At 37.4% G+C, this 18,670-nt stretch carries 13 protein-coding genes; 4 read left to right on the top strand and 9 right to left on the bottom strand.

From position 1 onward, the window contains the following. The first annotated feature begins 239 nt into the window (after positions 1-239). Positions 240-809, top strand: coding sequence for a YdhK family protein (locus tag MKY46_RS20735; protein ID WP_271911064.1), 570 nt, complete (start codon positions 240-242; stop codon positions 807-809). A gap of 40 nt (positions 810-849) precedes the next feature. Here MKY46_RS20735 and MKY46_RS20740 read toward each other — a convergent pair whose 3' ends face one another. The 6 genes from MKY46_RS20740 to MKY46_RS20765 form a co-directional block, all read right to left on the bottom strand. Continuing rightward, complete coding sequence (locus tag MKY46_RS20740) at positions 850-1,551, bottom strand: response regulator transcription factor (protein WP_036124632.1); 702 nt, start codon at positions 1,549-1,551, stop codon at positions 850-852. Beyond that, positions 1,529-2,923 carry a HAMP domain-containing sensor histidine kinase gene (locus MKY46_RS20745; protein WP_340835301.1) on the bottom strand — a complete coding sequence of 465 codons (1,395 nt, stop codon included), beginning with the start codon at positions 2,921-2,923 and terminating at the stop codon, positions 1,529-1,531. Before MKY46_RS20745 ends, MKY46_RS20740 begins: the two co-directional genes overlap by 23 nt. 514 nt (positions 2,924-3,437) lie before the next feature. After that, positions 3,438-3,980 (bottom strand): NADPH-dependent FMN reductase, encoded by a 543-nt coding sequence (locus tag MKY46_RS20750; protein WP_271911067.1) that lies wholly within the window; start codon positions 3,978-3,980, stop codon positions 3,438-3,440. A 63-nt stretch (positions 3,981-4,043) separates the two neighbouring features. Continuing rightward, entirely contained in the window at positions 4,044-4,661 is a 618-nt protein-coding gene (locus tag MKY46_RS20755) for a nitroreductase family protein (protein WP_089934260.1), read from the bottom strand. 62 nt (positions 4,662-4,723) lie between these two features. After that, positions 4,724-5,707, bottom strand: coding sequence for a ring-cleaving dioxygenase (locus MKY46_RS20760; protein WP_036124640.1), 984 nt, complete (start codon positions 5,705-5,707; stop codon positions 4,724-4,726). Between the two features lie 50 nt (positions 5,708-5,757). Further along, entirely contained in the window at positions 5,758-6,192 is a 435-nt protein-coding gene (locus MKY46_RS20765; protein WP_036124642.1) for a MarR family winged helix-turn-helix transcriptional regulator, read from the bottom strand. A 150-nt stretch (positions 6,193-6,342) separates the two neighbouring features. Here MKY46_RS20765 and MKY46_RS20770 point away from each other — a divergent pair, with 150 nt between their 5' ends. Then, positions 6,343-8,328, top strand: a complete 1,986-nt coding sequence (locus tag MKY46_RS20770) for a catalase (protein ID WP_058843583.1) — start codon at positions 6,343-6,345, stop codon at positions 8,326-8,328. A gap of 51 nt (positions 8,329-8,379) precedes the next feature. Here MKY46_RS20770 and MKY46_RS20775 read toward each other — a convergent pair whose 3' ends face one another. From MKY46_RS20775 to MKY46_RS20785, 3 genes are all read right to left on the bottom strand, one after another. Next, positions 8,380-8,844, bottom strand: a complete 465-nt coding sequence (locus tag MKY46_RS20775) for a YusW family protein (RefSeq protein WP_036118972.1) — start codon at positions 8,842-8,844, stop codon at positions 8,380-8,382. A gap of 104 nt (positions 8,845-8,948) precedes the next feature. Continuing rightward, a complete protein-coding gene (locus MKY46_RS20780; RefSeq protein ID WP_340835304.1) occupies positions 8,949-11,162 on the bottom strand; it encodes a YcdB/YcdC domain-containing protein in 2,214 nt (737 codons plus the stop codon). 126 nt (positions 11,163-11,288) lie between these two features. After that, complete coding sequence (locus MKY46_RS20785; RefSeq protein ID WP_419185182.1) at positions 11,289-12,461, bottom strand: glycosyl hydrolase family 18 protein; 1,173 nt, start codon at positions 12,459-12,461, stop codon at positions 11,289-11,291. A 675-nt stretch (positions 12,462-13,136) separates the two neighbouring features. Here MKY46_RS20785 and MKY46_RS20790 point away from each other — a divergent pair. Next, the gene (locus MKY46_RS20790; RefSeq protein ID WP_058843580.1) at positions 13,137-13,556 is read left to right on the top strand and encodes a hypothetical protein; all 420 of its coding nucleotides are present in this window, start codon (positions 13,137-13,139) and stop codon (positions 13,554-13,556) included. A gap of 13 nt (positions 13,557-13,569) precedes the next feature. After that, entirely contained in the window at positions 13,570-18,660 is a 5,091-nt protein-coding gene (locus MKY46_RS20795; protein WP_340835306.1) for a DUF4132 domain-containing protein, read from the top strand. The last annotated feature ends 10 nt before the right edge of the window (positions 18,661-18,670 follow it).

Genomic DNA, 18,670 nt, shown 5'->3' on the forward strand with positions numbered 1-18,670 from the left:
AAGGAAGAACAATATATAAGCTGTATCTTCGCAGTTTTGCTATTTGCTCGTTATAAATTGGCTATCTATTACTTAATAGTTTTGGCATGGGAGGATACTCCACCACATCTTAGCCACTTTTCCTATCACATACATCAATAACATTTCGCTCTCTTCATTCATGTCAAAAAGCAATTGACATCCATCATTTCTGCACATTTGTTTGCTACAGTAAGGGAAAATAGTGAGGAGGATATTACATGATATTTAAAAGAAAATGGTCTACTGGACTTCTAGCAGTAACGGCCTTCATTAGTTTAACAGCTTGTGCGGAGGAGCAAACGAAGCCTGCATCTCCTTCCAATAACACTGCTGAAGAAATGGATCATTCTACGATGAGCCACTCAAGCTCAGGTGAAGTACCATCCACATTAAAGAACGCGGATAATCCGAAGTTTTCTGTTGGAAGTAACGTGATTATTACGGATGGACATATGGACGGTATGAGAGGTGCCGAAGCAACAATAATAGGTGCCTATAACACAACTGCCTATGTTATTTCCTATGAGCCAACTTCCGGTGGAAAGCGTGTAGAAAATCATAAGTGGGTGATTCATGAAGAATTGATTGATCCAGAAGAAGCACCACTAGCCCCTGGCACAGAAGTAAAAACGGACGCAGCGCATATGGAAGGTATGGAAAATGCGACTGTCCGTATTGAGGAGGCTATCCAAACGACTGTTTATATGGTTGATTACACTTCGACCACAAATGGTGAAGCTGTTAAAAATCATAAATGGGTGACAGAAGAAGAATTAACCTCAAAATAATATGAACAACCTCTCCAGCATTTCTGGCAGAGGTTGTTTTCTAGCTTTTGTGTTGTAACGGTTTTCTATCAATTGACTTATGCCATTTATAGCCGATACCCCATACTGTTTGCAAGTAATCATCCGCAGGGAACCCACTTTTTCTTAATTTTTCTCGTAAATTACGCACATGAGAATCAATGGTACGATCTTCAATTGTCACATTATATCCCCAGACTGTGGTGATTAGATGTTCTCTAGAAAATACTTTATTTTGATGATCTAAAAATAAAACAAGCATGGAAAATTCCTTTGGTGTTAGGGGAATTGCCTCATGTTGAAAATATAATTCAAAGGATTCCTTATCTAAGCGAAGACCCTCAAAGCTAATAACCTTTTCCTCTATTTTCGATCTTCTTAATACCGCATATATACGTGCTAATAACTCTTCCTCATCGAAGGGTTTTAATATGTAGTCATCAGCACCGAGGTTTAAGCCTTTTACAATATCCGCATGCTCTCCTTTTGCAGTAAGCATAATGATGGGTACATCCCAAAACTTCCTAATTTCTTGGCACGCCTGCCACCCATCCATCTCTGGCATCATAACATCCAAAAGAATTAAATCTGCATGCCCATCTTCTAAAAAATCGAAAGCCTCTTGAACGGAAGACATAGCTCTACAATAAAAATTCGGCTCTAAATAAAGGGTTAATAAATCTAACATTCTTGGCTCATCATCAATGCATAAAATGGTTTTCATCTGTTTCTACCCCTTTAAAAGATAATTCAAAAGTAGTTCCTTTATTTATTTCACTGCTAACCTTCACTTCGCCCCCATGCGCCTGTACAAGTTCCTTGACAATAGCAAGCCCCAGTCCAGAACCACCTAAAGCACGACTACGAGATTTTTCCACTCGATAAAATCGTTCAAAAATATAGGGTAAATCCTTCTTTGGAATCCCCTTCCCTGTATCTTGAACGATAATGCTTAAAACATCATTGTGTTTCTTTGCGGTGACTGAAGTCGTATCTCCTGACGCACAATAGATTAATGCGTTATTTAATAGATTTATTAGGATTTGCTCTAGCCTTGCTTCATCTGCCCATACTGTCAAACCCTCTTCATAACGTACAATAAAATGTATACCCTTCTCTTGAAAAGCAGGGCTTAGCTTTTTTTCAATGTTTGTAAAAAATGAATTTAAATGTACGTTTTGTTGTTCAATCACAAACGAGTTTTCATCCATTTTAGCTAAATCAAATAAATCTTTAATTAATCGAGAAAGTCTATTTGTTTCTTCTATTATAATGGCTAAATACTTTTGGCGATCCTGCTCTGTTAAATCCCGTTTCGAAAGAATGTCGGTATAGCCTTTAATAAAGGTTAGAGGTGTGCGAAGCTCATGTGCAATGCTCGATAAAAATTCCTTACGCTCATGCCTTAAATGATTCAGATCGTTAGACAACAGCTGTATAGCATTCGATAAATCCCCAAGCTCATCCTTTCCATTGGTAGAAAGGGCGACTGTAAAATCACCTTTGCTCATTTTCAATGTGGCCTCTTTCATTTGAATTAATGGTTTAGCAAGCTTTCGAGATAGAACGATAATGACTGCTATAGTGACAAGACCAGATACTAACCCAACGATGAGAAAATGTTTATTTAAGCGTTTCATTAACGCATGAATGGAGTCTGTATTTTGAAACATAAAGACATAGCCAATCGTTCTTTGCTGATTTTGAATAGGACTAATAGTGGCAATCGCTTGAACCTCTTGCCAATCATCTTGTAAGATCCTTCCCTCATACGGTATTTTTCCCTCAATCTTATGGATCATATCACTAATTTCTAAATCAGGCTGCGAAGAAACCAGTATTGTTCCCTCATCATCAGTCACTACTACATCCGTACTTTCATTAGATTCCATAAGTACCACATGTGCTAGCGTTTCCTCGTTGAAGTTCTGTTCTAATACCGTACGATGTGAATTTCCCCTTGCTTGCAAACTTGCTAGCTCTTCCTCAACTCTAGAATTGGTTAAGGAGACATGTAAAAAAAACATCATAAATGTTTCGATACAAAATAATGTAATAAAAAAGATGATGCCCAGCTTTAGTGATAATTTTCTCATCTGTAACCACCATTTTAGAATTTCTTAAAAGTATAGCGTGAAAGTATGAAGATTTCATGCAGAAACAACATTAAAAAAATGTCTATAACGAAATGGACCTCCACTAAGGGAAATTTCTTGATGCTAATGCTTCTTCTTGTGCAGGGTCTTGAATTCGGCACAACTTTATAAAATGATTGTCACAACCCATGTACGTCAGCAACAGTTAATTAATTTAGTACATAATATTGCTTAAGCTATCTTCGTTAACCTGACTTGCTATAAAATTAGTTGATGAGTAATGGATTGATTGAAGAAAAACAAGCGACTCTTTGGGGATTAGCGTCACAGAAATAGTTTTGGTGAGAATAATGCGGGTGAAACAGCTCATCGGAGGATCCTTGAAAGCTTAGCTCTATGCAAAGAACAAAGTGATCGTTCACAAAGGAAATCAACTTTGCTTTGCTCAACTGCCATTCTTATTTTTCTAATAAGATGACCCATAAGTAAAGTATACTTATGGGTCAGATTTTAATTAAATGTATTTTTTTGCCCAGTTTAAAAAGTTATCGATGACTACATCAAGGAATTTTACTGTACCTTCATCAGTTAAATTGCCTTCTGCATCGAATTTAGTGTGAACAGCACCAATGTAAACATCATTGCCGCTTAGTAATGGTGAGTTAATGCCAGGAGAGAATAAAATATCGCGTAAATGTAATTGCGCTTTTACAGTACCTAAGTTCCCCATAGATGCACCCATAATGATAGATGGTTTACCAATCATTACTTTATCTACACGAGATAGCCAATCAATGGCATTGACCATAACGCCTGGTACTGTACCATTATATTCTGGTGTCACCCATAGTACAGCATCTGCCGCCTTTACTTTTGCTTTAAAATCAAGAACCTCTTGCGGTGCTTCATTTTCGATATCTTGATTATACATTGGTAGATCCTTTAAGCTTAAAACTTCAAGATCTAACTTTTCTGTATAACGTTTTTGAATAAATTGAGCTAATTGCATATTATAAGATTCTTTACGGATACTACCAACGATAGCTACCACTTTCATGATGTTTCCTCCTAAATGTACATTATTCATAGTATTTGTATAGCAATTCTATTTTATACCACATTAATAATAAGTGGCAAATTCTTCAACTGGCTTGCGATAGCCTCGTAAGCGACGACTGTCTTCTTTTTCTTTCCCAATTGTAATCATCAGTGCTATCTCTTTGGTTTCTGGCACATGAAATAGTTCTCGCAATTTCTGATGATCAAAGCCAATCATTGGACAAGTGTCCCAGCCGCGATTTTTTGCAGCAAGCATAAATAGCATGGCAGACAAAGACGCATTTCGAATAGCTTCATCCTTCATAAATGTCTCACCACGTTCTTCATAAAATTTAGTATTCTCTGCAACAATCTCTACTAGTTCACTAGCTGTTATTATACCCAAATCAACCATACCTTGACTTAGTTCAGCAGTATCCTTATAAGCTTCTTTATCACCTAAGACAAGGATTACCCCTGAAGCTGAATGCACTTTATATTGACCAAATGCCGCCTCTCGCACCTTTTCCTTCATATCCTCATCCAGCACAACGATATAGCTTGCATGCTGTAAGTTAAATGCTGATGGGGCGAGCTTAACATCCTCCAAAATAGGACGAATATCTTCCTCAGTCATCTTAACGCCCTTGATAAAATTATTAGCAGAGCGACGCTTATCAATCAGCTTGGAAAATTCCACTTATTAAACCTCCAATATAGTTATGTATTCATCCAGTAGTAACCCTACTGAATGAAATAATATTACTCATATTCTTTATCGAACGTAATGGAGCTTCTTACAGTATCTATTGGACGAACGAGGCCTTCAATCTGCTCACGCTTTGGTTCTAAAAACGGTGGTAAGGACAGTTTCTCACCTAGCGTTTCATATGGCTCATCACCCATAAACCCTGGACCATCTGTAGCCAATTCAAATAAAATTTGAGGTGCTACCCGTGCATACAATGATTCAAAGAAATGACGATTTACATAGCCAGATGTATGGAAGCCAAAGCTTTCAAAACGTGCAGTCCATTCATCTAATACTGCACGATTCTCTACACGAAAGGCTGCATGGTGAACCGTACCAAAGCCTTGTCGAGCAACAGGTAACACAGTGTTATGCTCTACAATAATTTGAGCGCCATTTCCACCCTCACCTACTTCAAATAGATGGAAATCCCCTTCTTCTGCAATTTCTTTAAAAAGCATCACTTTTTCTAGCATATCTTTAAAATATTTCACATTAGCTACACGAACAAATACTGGCCCTAAACCTGTAATTGCAAATTCTACTGGGATGGGACCATCTTGCCAAGGCGTGCCTGAAGCAACTCCTGTATTATGCTCATCAGAAATAAGCTGATAGTGCTGATCGTCAAAATCAACAAAGGACAATGTTTTTTTACCAAACTGTTCTTTAATACCTGTATGTTTTACAGTCAATCGATCAAAGCGCTTTACCCAATAATCTAAAGCTGCATCCGTCGGTACACGGAAAGAAGTTTTTGATATTTCATTTGTTCCATGTACCCCTTTTGGGATGTTTGGGAAATCAAAGAATGTCATATCTGTCCCTGCACTACCTTTATCATCTGCAAAGAATAAATGGTATGTTTGAATATCATCTTGATTCACTGTTTTCTTTACTAAACGCATACCTAAAACGAATGTAAAAAATTTATAATTCTCTTCAGCACTACTTGTAATAGCCGTTACATGGTGTACACCTTTTAAATGATTCATACAATATTCCTCCCATTTATCTCGACTTCGAGATATATGTGTAAAATTTTTTAATAATTAGTAGCGTTTTTACCTACTTTTTTAAGAGACAAAATCATTGTGTCCAGCTCCTGCGATTCCAATACTTCAAAAATCTCGTTTATTTTTTGTTCATGCCTAGGGAAAATCCTTTCCATTAAAGCCTGTCCCTCATAAGTTAATAACACATACGTAACACGTCGATCTTTCGGACATGCCTTTCGATATACATAGCCTTTTTGCTCGAGCTTATCAATTACATAAGTAATACTACTGCTTGCAATTAATATTTTTTTACCAATCGCTTGAATAGGCTGCTCTCCATGATGGTACAAAAATTCAAGAACCGAAAATTCGGTTTGATTTAAATCATATTGAAGTAAATCTCTTTTAGTGGCATCCTGAATCGTTTGATATGCTCGGAACAAGACCGTAAATGCTTTTAAGTTACGATTGTCTTCCTTCATACGACTCCCTCTTTTACTTCGAATTCATTTATCTTTAATTCGAGATAATAATAACATATTCATTTTTAATCAGCAATCATTTTGTTTCTCACGTTTGCCATCTTCTTCTACGGGTAGAATGTAGTTGTAACTTATAAAGGAGGATTTTACATGAAAAAAGACGTCAATCAAAAACAACAACAGCTAAAAGCATTCCGAGTAAGTGATAAAGATCAACCTCTAACAACCAACCAAGGATTAAAAATATCGGAAGATGAACATTCACTAAAAGCTGGTGAACGAGGACCCACTTTATTGGAGGATTTTCATTTTCGTGAAAAAATGACTCATTTTGATCATGAACGAATTCCTGAACGAGTGGTACACGCACGCGGGTCTGCAGCTCATGGAATCTTTGAAACCTATAAATGCGCGAGTGACATTACAAAGGCTCAATTTTTAAATGGACAAGGAACTAAAACACCTGTCTTTGTTCGTTTTTCTACCGTTGCAGGCTCAAAAGGATCTGCTGATACTGTCCGTGATGTACGCGGCTTTGCTACAAAATTTTATACACAGGAAGGTAATTATGATTTAGTTGGTAATAATATACCTGTTTTCTTTATTCAAGATGCCATTAAATTCCCCGATTTTGTACACGCTGTAAAGCCTGAACCGAATAACGAAATTCCTCAAGCTCAAAGTGCCCATGATACGTTTTGGGATTTCATTGCAAATAATCAGGAATCTGCCCATATGGTCATGTGGCATATGTCCGATAGATCCATCCCACGAAGCTATCGAATGATGGAGGGCTTTGGTGTTAATACCTATCGCCTTGTCAACGCTGAAGGAAAAGCACACTTTGTTAAATTTCATTGGAAACCTATACTTGGGGTTAAATCATTAGTATGGGATGAGGCGCAAATCATCGCTGGAAAAGACCCCGATTTTCACCGTAGAGATTTATGGGAATCCATCGAACGAGGCGATTTCCCAGAGTGGGAGCTTGGTGTCCAACTTATTCCCGTTGAGGATGAATTTAATTTTAGCTTCGATATTCTCGATGCAACAAAAATATGGCCAGAGGAAGAAGTTCCAGTACGTATCCTTGGGAAAATGACACTGAACAAAAACGTTGATAACTTTTTTGCTGAAACGGAACAAGCTGCATTTCATGTTGGACATGTTGTACCTGGTATTGATTTTTCAAATGATCCTTTACTACAAGGTCGCTTGTTCTCCTATACAGATACTCAGTTAATAAGACTTGGAGGACCGAACTTCCATGAAATCCCTATTAATAAACCAATCTGTCCCTTCCATAATAACCAACGAGATGGCTATGGCCGACAAACCATTAATGTCGGGCAAGTTAGCTACCATAAAAACTCCTTAGCCAATAACTCACCCTCTCCTGTCTCTGAAAGCGACGGAGGATATAAACATTATGAAGAAAAATTGGAAGGACACAAAGTACGTGCACGTAGCGATAGCTTTAAAGACCATTTTTCACAAGCAAGATTATTCTGGCTCAGTATGACCGATGTGGAGAAAAAGCATATTATTAATGCCTTTAGCTTCGAACTTGGAAAAGTAAAAAATAAAGACATTCGAAAACAAGTTGTAGATATGTTTGCTCATGTCAGCTACACACTTGCATCAGCTATTGCTGATCAAATTGGTATAGTACCACCAATCCAAGTAGAAGTACCACATACTCAACAAACCTCACCTGCTGTTAGCCAAATGATCAATGCAGTCGAAAGTGTTAAATCTTTTAAAGTAGCTCTGATTGTAACAGACAATAGTAGTGAAAACTTAAACGAACTAATGGCTACATTGTTAAGTAAAAATATAGTGGTTGAACTTGTGAGTACTAAGCAAGGCATCCTAAATGGCTTTGAAATTCAAGAAACATTAGCTACTACCTCCTCCGTTCTTTATGATGGGGTTTATGTGACTGGAGCTTTCCAGCATTCTGATCAGCAATCTAAAGCACTACAATTCATTGAACAGGCCTATCAGCACTGTAAAACAATAGGCTATACGGAAAATGTTTCGTTTTTACAGCATCTTGCCAATAAAAATGGTGTGGCAAACAATCTGAATTCTTTTATTCGTTTCCTTGCTAAGCATCGACATTGGGTACGATAATGAATGGAAAAGCCAGCTAACGTATTGAATCTGTTAGCTGGCGTATTTCTCTTATTTAATTCGTGTAAATTCCTTTTCATTTCCGTCAACAAATTCAACATCGACTTCAATGGATTGGTAGTTGGCTTCAATATTAAATACTTTAATTACTTGATCGATTACCTCATCATTAGGTGTTGTCGAATCGAAATTTAACTGCTTAAATAATGGCTCTAATTTTGTATAAGCTTCATCCCCTTGTAGTCTTTCATTCTTACGGTCATCCTGTAACTTCGCTTCTATACCTGATTTTTTGTCTTCATATTCTACCTCATATGACTCTGTTGCAGAATAATCAACATCTAATGAAAACTCTAAAAAATTAAAGGTCATTTGGTCTGTTGGCGTATCACCAGTCTGCTGTGTACCATTTTGATTTGCTGGTGCGTTAGTAGGTACGTCCTTTACTTCATCCTTATTACAGCCATAAAGAATAACAGTCATGAAAGAAATCGTTAATAAAAATTTCAATTTCAAATTATACACTCCCTTCTTTCCATATTATTTCCCCATCCAGCTATAAACTAACCCAAAAAAGACATCTCCTTTGATGAGGAAATGTCCTTTTAATGACACGCTAATTAATAATAGAAGTTGCGATCAACTTTATTTTCTTGAATAGCCTTTGCTAAACGGACTGTTGAGATAGCCAAGTCAGCATATGACACACTCTTCGTAGCATTAAAGTTGTTTTGCTGTGCATCAATTAGACCCATACCATGTGCTAAAGCAATATAGCCTGTATACGCTGGATCAATTGAAGTTGCATCAGCAAAGTTTAATTTATAAATATCTTTATATTTAGCAACATTGTCTAATTGTAATAGTTTGATTGACCACTCTGCGAACTCTTGACGAGTCAGAGTCGCATCCAATGCAAATTGATTTGCAGGCTGTATGATCCCCATTTTAACAGCTTGTTCTACTACTCCATAGAGTGGATGCTTTTTATCAATATTGTTAAAGGATTGCTTTTCACCATCTCCATTACCATAGTAACCATATGTTAAGGAATGTAATAAAATTTTCAATGCTTCTCCTTTTGTCACAGCAGCATCCGCATTAAAGTTTGCTAGATCTTTTACCTCTAACACATTTTGATTTAATAAATAATTTAACTCTTTGGCAGCCGTTGGGTGAGAAATAACAGGCTTCTCTTTAGAGTCATCTACATTATTTAACCATTCACCAGAAATAGCATCAATCTGGTTAAATAAACTACCATTGTACGTAGGAGCATACACTAAATCATAATGTTGTTTATTCTCCATATCTTGTTTTACATATTGTAGTTGCAATGTAAGTGCCTTGCTATAGGCTTCTTTTGCTTTGTCAGCTGAAATAACCTTATTGATAGATGGCCAGCTATCTATCTTTTGCTTATATACACTTAGTGAGCGTAAAGATCCATCAGAGCCAATACCTACATATAAGCCATCTCCTACAACTGCAATTCCATTCATAATGCGTGGGAAGGTGAAGTAATATTCCTTACTATATTGATCAAATACAGCATCCTCGATTGGCATTGAATACTCATGTAGATATGAAGGTGCCCATTCCTTCAAGTAATCAGTTGCCTTCTTCAATGCAGCGTCCTTCGAAATAGCATTTACTTTGTTATCTACTAAAAAATCTCTCGATAGGTCATGATACTGAACTAGTTCACCTGTCGCCTTATTGATTTCTAAAGAGCTACCAGATCCACCATTGCCATACATATACGTATAGCTTACAGAGTATATCGTCTCACCATTGTCATTTTCTCTTTCATCTACTAATTCTATATTGAGCTTCGCTTTACTCTCATCAACCTTTAAGAAATTTTTCGCGAACTCTTCAGCCTCAGCTGCCGTCATACCGTTCTTTCTTGGTGGTAATGGCTGTGCTGAAATTTTCTCAACACTCTTTGTCTTCGGCAATTGCTCAGTAAAACCATTTGCTGTCTGCCATTGCCCATTTAGAGCATGTACACCATTGAACCCTGTGGCAGGCGTATACACAAGCTTCACATTACGTTGATTAGATCTGTAGTCGTAATCAATATAATAACGAAGCTCGACAGCTAAATTATCACGAACTTGTGCCAGCATATCTTCCTCATTCTTTTTTTGATCTAAACGATCAAAGGAAGCTTTACTAATAGATTCTGCATTACTAGACATCCCCGTAATTTCACCATTTGCCAGAACATGAATAGTAATACTTTGATCTCCAATAAGAACCCCATTATAAATTGGTGAATAGACAAAGGAGTAAGTAATTGGTTCTGATAACGGTCTAGTAATATTAAAACCATATTCGTTATAATCATCACGAAGTTTGTAATTATCCGAATCAACAAATTTACCCAGGAATTTTTGTGCAATTTTTTGCGCCTCATTCTCTGAATACTTTGCTGGATAGATTGCTTCTGCTATATTTGCAGGCTGATAATAAAAACTTTCTAGTTCTAAATCATCGCCCTTAAATACAAAACTACCATGTGCATCTTTACCATTAATTGTCTTATAGAAGTTTAGTTCATATCGAACCGTTGTATCATCTCTATAAAAATGACCTGGTCCAGAATTAAAGTCATTATCCGCTACAAATTGGAACTCTTCTGGGAATAGTGAACGTAATTTTTTTATCAGCATGTTTTTTGTAACTTTTGTTTCAGTTGAAGCTACCTGAATTTCGATACGCTCCGATGATTCCTTTACATTTGCAGATACATGCGAAATTGGTGCTAAAATACCAACAGAAAATGCTGTTGACGTCAAAATAATACCTAACTTTTTAAATTTACCCAAAATATCCCTCCTAAAATACTATTTACCATAATTATAATGTATTTTCCGATATTTAGAAATGTTTTTTACAGATAATTTCCACTTAGAAGAAAATACATTGGGTAAACCCTATTTTCCTTCCTCATGTTATTTCTTCACCACATCAAAATTGGCTCCAATTAATACCCAATTTTGAGGGAATGGTAGCCCCAACTTCCAATAACCAATACCACGGAGATTATATTGTTTAATAAGATTGAATTTTGCTTGAATAGATCTAGCATCTTCAAACCACACCATATGTGCCCTACCTTGCTCATCATAGTATTCAAAGAATGGTGCTTGGGCTCGCCAATCAAACTGAATTGCTGCATTATAACGTTTGGCAATTTCAATGGCTCTTTGTGGGCTAAGTGCTTCCGCGTACGGTCCACCCTGTACAAAAGGTAACGTCCAGTCATAGCCATATAAATTTTGTCCAAGCATAATTTTACTTGCAGGTATTTCACTAATCGCATATTTTACAACAGCTTCTACCTCAGGGAGAGGCGAAACGGCCATTGGCGGTCCTGCAGAATATCCCCATTCATAGGTCATGAGTAAAACAAAGTCGACTATTTCTCCATGCGCCCTATAATCATGTGCTGCTGTCCATGGACCTCGTTCACTATCACTTGTTTTTGGAGCTAGTGCAGTAGACACTGTATATCCTTGAGCATGGAATTTTTCGACAGCTCTTCTTAAAAAATTGTTATAAGCTTGTCGTTGATCTGCTGGCAAATTTTCAAAGTCAAAGTGGATATCTTTCACTTCCCCAAGTCGCTTTGCTTCTGCAAGAATATTATCAAATAATAAATCTTGAACAGCCGTACTTTGAAAAATATCTCTCGCTAACTCGCCACTAAAACTAAAATTCTCCAGATTGGAAATAACCATAGCCAGAGATGCTCCCGTATCATCCGCAATTTGTGTCACACCTTGACTCGGTGGTCTCTGTAGGGTTCCATCCCTTCTTGCCTCATAACTGAATAAAGCTAAATATGTTAAATAGGGACCCGCTTCCCTAGCCTGATTCAAGAGGGCCTCGCTAACAGATGTTCCTCTGGGCTCTAAATACGCCAATGTTTCTGCCCTGGTTTTTGGCGGTTGTGGAATATATAATCTCGTTCCAATAGCTAATGGTTGATTGGGATTAATACCATTTACTTGAGCAAGCGTTACATAATTAATACCAAAGCGTTGCCCGATTGACCATAAGCTATCGCCTGGCTGTACATAATAAAAACTTCCGACAATTGGGATCACAAGAGCTTGCCCCACAACTAAACGATTTGGATCGGGAATTTGATTGGCCTCTACAATACTCTGAACCGTAGTCCCATACGCCTGCGCAATACCCCATAAAGACTCGCCAGCCCGTACAACATGTATTTGAATGATTTTGCCTCCTTCTCGCTTGATAAAATCATACCTATAAATCTTATGAAACCCGATAAGAAAAGATGTCTTGCTACAACACCACAAAAATCTATTACTTCGAATAGTGGATGAATTTTGTCATCCTTTTTAAAATAGTTTTTTTATTAGTGTATGAATAATAATTTCCTAAGGCTTCGGAACCCCCATTCACCTGATTTTTTGTTTGCTATGTATTCTACTGCTGTATGCCATGTACTCGATAATATCCATGTTTTTACTTTCCCTTCATTTTAATGTTTTCAATATATCTAGTGTCCTATCTTCTGCTTCTTCTCTACTATTTGTATAAGAAAACGCAAAATGATACACAACCCTAAAATATTTATCGTACAAACGTTCTATATATGACATATCCTTCTGTATAAATTCCCCCTCTTTCTACCTTATACATAAGTCTCTGTACGCTAGTTTTTGTCGCACTTTTCCCGAAATATTTAACGCAACTAGTATCATATGCCTTATTCTTTTCACTATCACCACTCTTGTATAATGAAATTATTGTAAGGAGGTGTTAGATTGCGTTTATTTTACCAGCAAAAAGTAATCGGCAAGAAATCTCGTAAGCTTCAAAAAATTCCATTTTCTATTGATGAGCCTGTTACAACTTTACAAGATTTACTTGTTCAACTTGTGACACAGCAGGTACAACAATTTAATGAAAAAATGGTCGATACACCACTTCATCTTTACTTAACGGATCAGCAATTAGATGACGCAACCCAGTATGGGAAAGTACATTTTGGAGAGAAGAAAAATGATTCTTTACAGTCCGTTGACCAAGCCATGTCCAATATGCTTCAAGCATTTCAAGATGAGCTGTTCTTGGTCCTTCACAATGAGGAGTCGCTAGATTCTCTTACTACACCTTTAACCATACAGGAAGACGATGTTTTTACATTCATTAAATTAACTATGCTTGCAGGACGCATTTGGTAAGGAGGGATATTTCATGACACTTTCACATGAACAAAAAACATATTTTCAAGGTATAGTCGATTCCGCACCTATAGCTATACAGCCATTAGCTGCAGCATTACTAAAATATATGGACAACAGAGATTATGAAATAGAACAGCTGATTGCTGCTCAACAAAATTCAACACTTGAAGAGCTATTTAGTGGTCCACTATTTGACGTGCTTACGCTATTTTCTTCACAAGAACGTGCACTAAAGATTAAGAAACTAGCATTACGTTTTGATGCTACAATGTTCCAAACCGATGTTTTACGTCGATCATTTCGTTCATCTCAACCCGTGCAGGATCATCTTTTCCACTGTTTACAATTAATAGAAGAAATGCTGACCTTTGAGGAAATTACTTTGGAGGAGTTACTAGCGAATCATCATCAATACGAACATGGTACCTATCCCAATTACAGCTCTTACGTTTTGAAGAATGAAAATATAAAAGTAATGGGCTTTAACGTCTTTGAACAGTTGCTTGCTGACGAACTCTCTTTAGAAAATCCTTCTATTGAAGAGGTAGTGGAAAGTATTTTATTTGATGAGCATCACAGTAGCTTTTTCGGTCATCCGTTCATTCGGGGTATTTTTAAGTCCAATAACCACCGTATGCATGAAGCTCTTGGCAAATTATTAGTAGCAGCTGCCCGTCAAGAAGGGCTACGACAAGCAATCGTTGAAAATATTGACCATGGCAATCTTGATGCACAGCTAAAAATGATGAAACTTATTCAAGAACATCAACTAACACGCTTCTCCTCTGTGATTCGAGCAGTCGATACTTGGATGGGGCTTGGCTATAATAGCTTTGAAAATCAAAAAGTGACGGAGGAAGTTTTAGCTTTAGCTGTCCAAGCCATCGAACAGGATAACTTTATTGAACAGCTACTAAAGAGTGATCGTACAATTGATATTTATGTCGCATTATGGGCAACTGCTACAAGGGACTATACAAGGCTAGATGCTGTCGTGACAACGCTCTTAAAGCGTAACAAACATATCCAGCTTACAACGCTTGCCTTTTTAAAAAATTTATCTAAGACCTCCTTTACAGCGCCATTTGTGAAGGATTTAATTTTAACGACGAAAGATATCGAGTTATTTGCCTTTGCATGGGGCAATTTCCTCTATGCTAACCACTATATTAATAGCGAGTATGCAAGAGATCATGAATGGGATCAAAACCTTCAAAAATTCATGCAAGAAAATGCACAGTTGCAAGGCATTGAATATCTATTATTCAAACAACTGGAATGGGCTAAGAATGAAGTTACAAAAGAAGGGCTGAATATTACAGGTAAACCTTTATCCTTTGTCCATGTCCATTTATCATTAGAAGATTTAATTTCAACCCAAATTATTTTGGCCCATCATGTACAAGATGAGGTATTATTCCAACGAATTATTGCACAGGCAGATTCCTACTCACCATCAAGTAGAATCGGCTTACTTAATATTTATTGTCTTGATCCTAAAACACAAGGTCAACGTGAATTTTTATTTAATTCTTTACGAGATCGCAGCTCCATCAATCGTTCTCTTGCATTGAAAAAAATACATGCTCTGACACCAACCGAAGAAGAAATCGTAAAAATTGAAGATCTTTTAGCTAATAAATCAGGGGCACTTCGTAAAGAGGCTATCTCCTTGTTAAAAGCTCAACCACAGGACCCGTTATTGCAAAGTGCTGAACGACTGATAAAAGATAGTAAGCAGTTAAAAAGGCTTGGAGGACTTGAATTACTGTTAGAAGCTTCTAAGGACGACAATTTAACGAGTGAGCAAATTACCACTTTATGTTCCTTATTACCAAAAATAACAAAAAGTGAACAAGTTCTGTTAGAACAATTAGTAGCAAGGGATGTACCACAGTATAACGAGCGCAATGGCTTTGGCTTATATACGCCGCATTCCCCTATTCAATATGATCGTATTGCCGATGGGGCCATTCAAATGAATGGTGAAGAACCTTGGCAGCAGCTTGTTCCTTTCTATGTACAGACACCGACACCATTTGAACAATTTTTTCAATATGATATTGAAAAATTGCTGTCGAAGCTTGAGCAACTTATCCAAGTACTTGATGAACATGCTGAACTTGAGTATGAGACGTACCAATGGAATGATACGCCTATTACTACAACGTTAGGACAACAATATAGTGTCCTGACAGATAAAACGGACAGTCGGCGAGATGCTAGTCTAGATGCTTATCCTATTCCTGAGGAAATTGTTCAATGGATCAAATCATCTCTATTTAGCCGTGAGGACTTAGTCTATTTTAATTTCTACAATAATCTATCAGAATACCCTGCTGCCCATGATCTTTCCGATGCAGCCCATACACTTATTAAACCTTTCTTCCAATACGAAGAAATTAAAGCACGAGTTGTTCAATTTGATTCCTTGAAATATAACTATACGATTCAACAAATTTTCTCTGTGCTATCGCAAGATAGCGATAAAATTTCAGGAGAGACAATGTTGCATAAAGAAGCTCTCTCATTACTAGAAAAGCATGCTCCTGAATTTAATAGCTTTGAACAGGCTATCGGCATAATGCTACAGCTATTCAAACAAATCCCTGCAGATCAGTGGCAGCTTGATGTTAGAGAGCAAAGTTATTATTACTATCGTTCTACATCTACTATTATTGATTTGGATGTTATTGAGACATTTGTAGAGCGATGCTGGTCTGGTTACTCAACCTATGGTGAATATGTCAAAATGCTCGCGATCAATGAAGAGCTTACAAAGCGTATGAAAAACGAAGGCTATAGTGCTAATGTATACAATTTATCACTGTTCCAATATTTAGATGCTATGAAGGCTGGGTTATTGACACAGGATCATTTATTTGAAGCCATCTTTACTGATACACTTGCTTCAGAAATATTTAACGAGCCTAATAAATTACTAGAACGCTATCAGCAGTCATTTGAAGACTTAACAGATTTTTTTGCTATTCGTGAACAAGCGATTGATCGTATTTTAGCCATAGAGCTAAAGCGTGGTGATACACCTACCACTGTAACCAAGCTTGCTAGTAATATTTCTTATTTTGAGGGTATTCATTATTTCTTACAAATTCTACAGGCACTTGATGGAGAAAAGCTTGCGCGAGGTTATATTTGGCAAGCCGAAACGAAAAAGGATGTATTCTCTCGATTGCTAACTAGCTGCTACCCTAAAAAAGAAGAAACGGCACAGCAATTAAAAGAGGCGTGGGAACAAACAGATATTTCAAAAGAACGTTTAATCGAAGCCATGATGTACAACCAGCATTGGATAGACCTTGTCAGTGAGGTCATTGACTGGGATGGATTAAAGGAATCAGCCTGGTATTTTATCGCCCATACAACTGATTCTTTATCAGACTTTGCCAAAGATCAGATTGCCCTCTTCTCTAGCATAACTGCTGAGGATTTTCGTGATGGTGCATTCGATTTAGCTTGGTTCCAAAGTGCCTACGAAACACTTGGTGCAAAAAAATTCAAACTCGTCTATGATGCAGCAAAATATGCTTCTGAAGGAGCCAACCATCGTCGGGCACAGCTTTATGCAGATACGGCTATCGGTAAGCTCAGTCCCAAACCATTTATGCAAGAAATTCAAGACAAGCGTAATAAAGATAAATTACGCGCACTTGGCCTGATTCCTTTAAATAAATCTGATGATAAAGATGCCCTAACACGCTATCAATTTATTCAACAATTTTTAAAGGAAAGTAAGCAATTTGGTGCGCAACGCCGGGCTAGTGAAGCACGCGCAGCCAGTATTGCACTAGAAAACTTAGCACGCAATGCTGGTGATGGAGAAGCCACACGCTTTACATGGCGTATGGAATTATCAGCCTTTAACGACATCAAGTATTTATTTAAAGCACAACAAATCGAGCAAATTACAGCTCATTTGCAAATTGAAGAAGATGCGTCTGTAGCCATTGTCGTTGAAAAGGATGGTAAACGTCTAAAGAATATTCCTGCTGCATTAAAAAAACATGCTGCTATTGTAACCTTGCAGGAAGCTCGAAAAGATTTACAAGAACAATATAAACGGGCGCGTCCAGCACTGGAGCAGGCTATGGAATTAGAAACTGTATTTTCAGCTGATGAGCTTATCCATTTATTAGCTCATCCGATTCTAGCTCCCCTTTTACAAAAGCTCGTCTTTATCAGTGATGAACATGTTGGCATGCTTACACCAGATGGCTTACAGCTTTTATCTGCTGACATTGTGGCACTGGCACCAACGTCCGCCATCAAGATTGCCCACCCTTATCACCTTTTAGAAAGTGGTCAATGGAGACAGTGGCAAGCCTATATGTTTGAGCACAAAATACAACAACCATTTAAGCAAGTGTTCCGTGAGTTATATCTCATCAATGCAGATGAAAAAGCACAAAAACAATCATTGCGCTATGCAGGACATCAGGTAAATCCATCACAAACAATAGCTTTGCTGAAAACACGAGGCTGGCAAATGAGTTATGAAACAGGTCCTCGTAAAGTGTATTACAAGGAAAATATTGTGGCATCCTTGTATGCACAGGCAGATTGGTTTACCCCAGCAGAAATTGAAGCACCTGCAATCGAAGGGGTTTACTTCTATGATCGTCTAACCGGCAAAAATATCGTGTTAGATGTTATTCCTGCTACGATATTCTCTGAGGTTATGCGAGATATTGACCTTGTTGTCAGCGTTGCTCATATTGGTGGTGTAGATCCTGAGGCAAGTCATTCTACTGTTGATATGCGCAGTATTATTGTAGAAGAATTAGCTAAATTATTGAAGCTAAACAATGTGGAAGTGAAAAAACAGCATGCCCTCATTGAAGGTAAGCTAGCAAGCTACTCCTTACATTTAGGAAGTGGTGTGGTGCATCAAGTAGGTGGTTCGATGATTCCGATTATTGCTGTTCCATCACAGCATCGTGGACGAATTTTCTTACCAATGGTGGATGATGATCCACGCACAGCCGAAATCATGTCAAAACTGTTATTACTAAGTGAAGATACTAAAATTAAAGATCCTGCCATTTTAACTCATATTCGTAGCTATGAACAAATGCGCTAATGTAAGCCAA

Origin of the sequence: Lysinibacillus sp. FSL M8-0355 (genome assembly GCF_038008985.1) — a bacterium.
Classification (GTDB): Bacteria; Bacillota; Bacilli; order Bacillales_A; family Planococcaceae; genus Lysinibacillus; species Lysinibacillus fusiformis_D.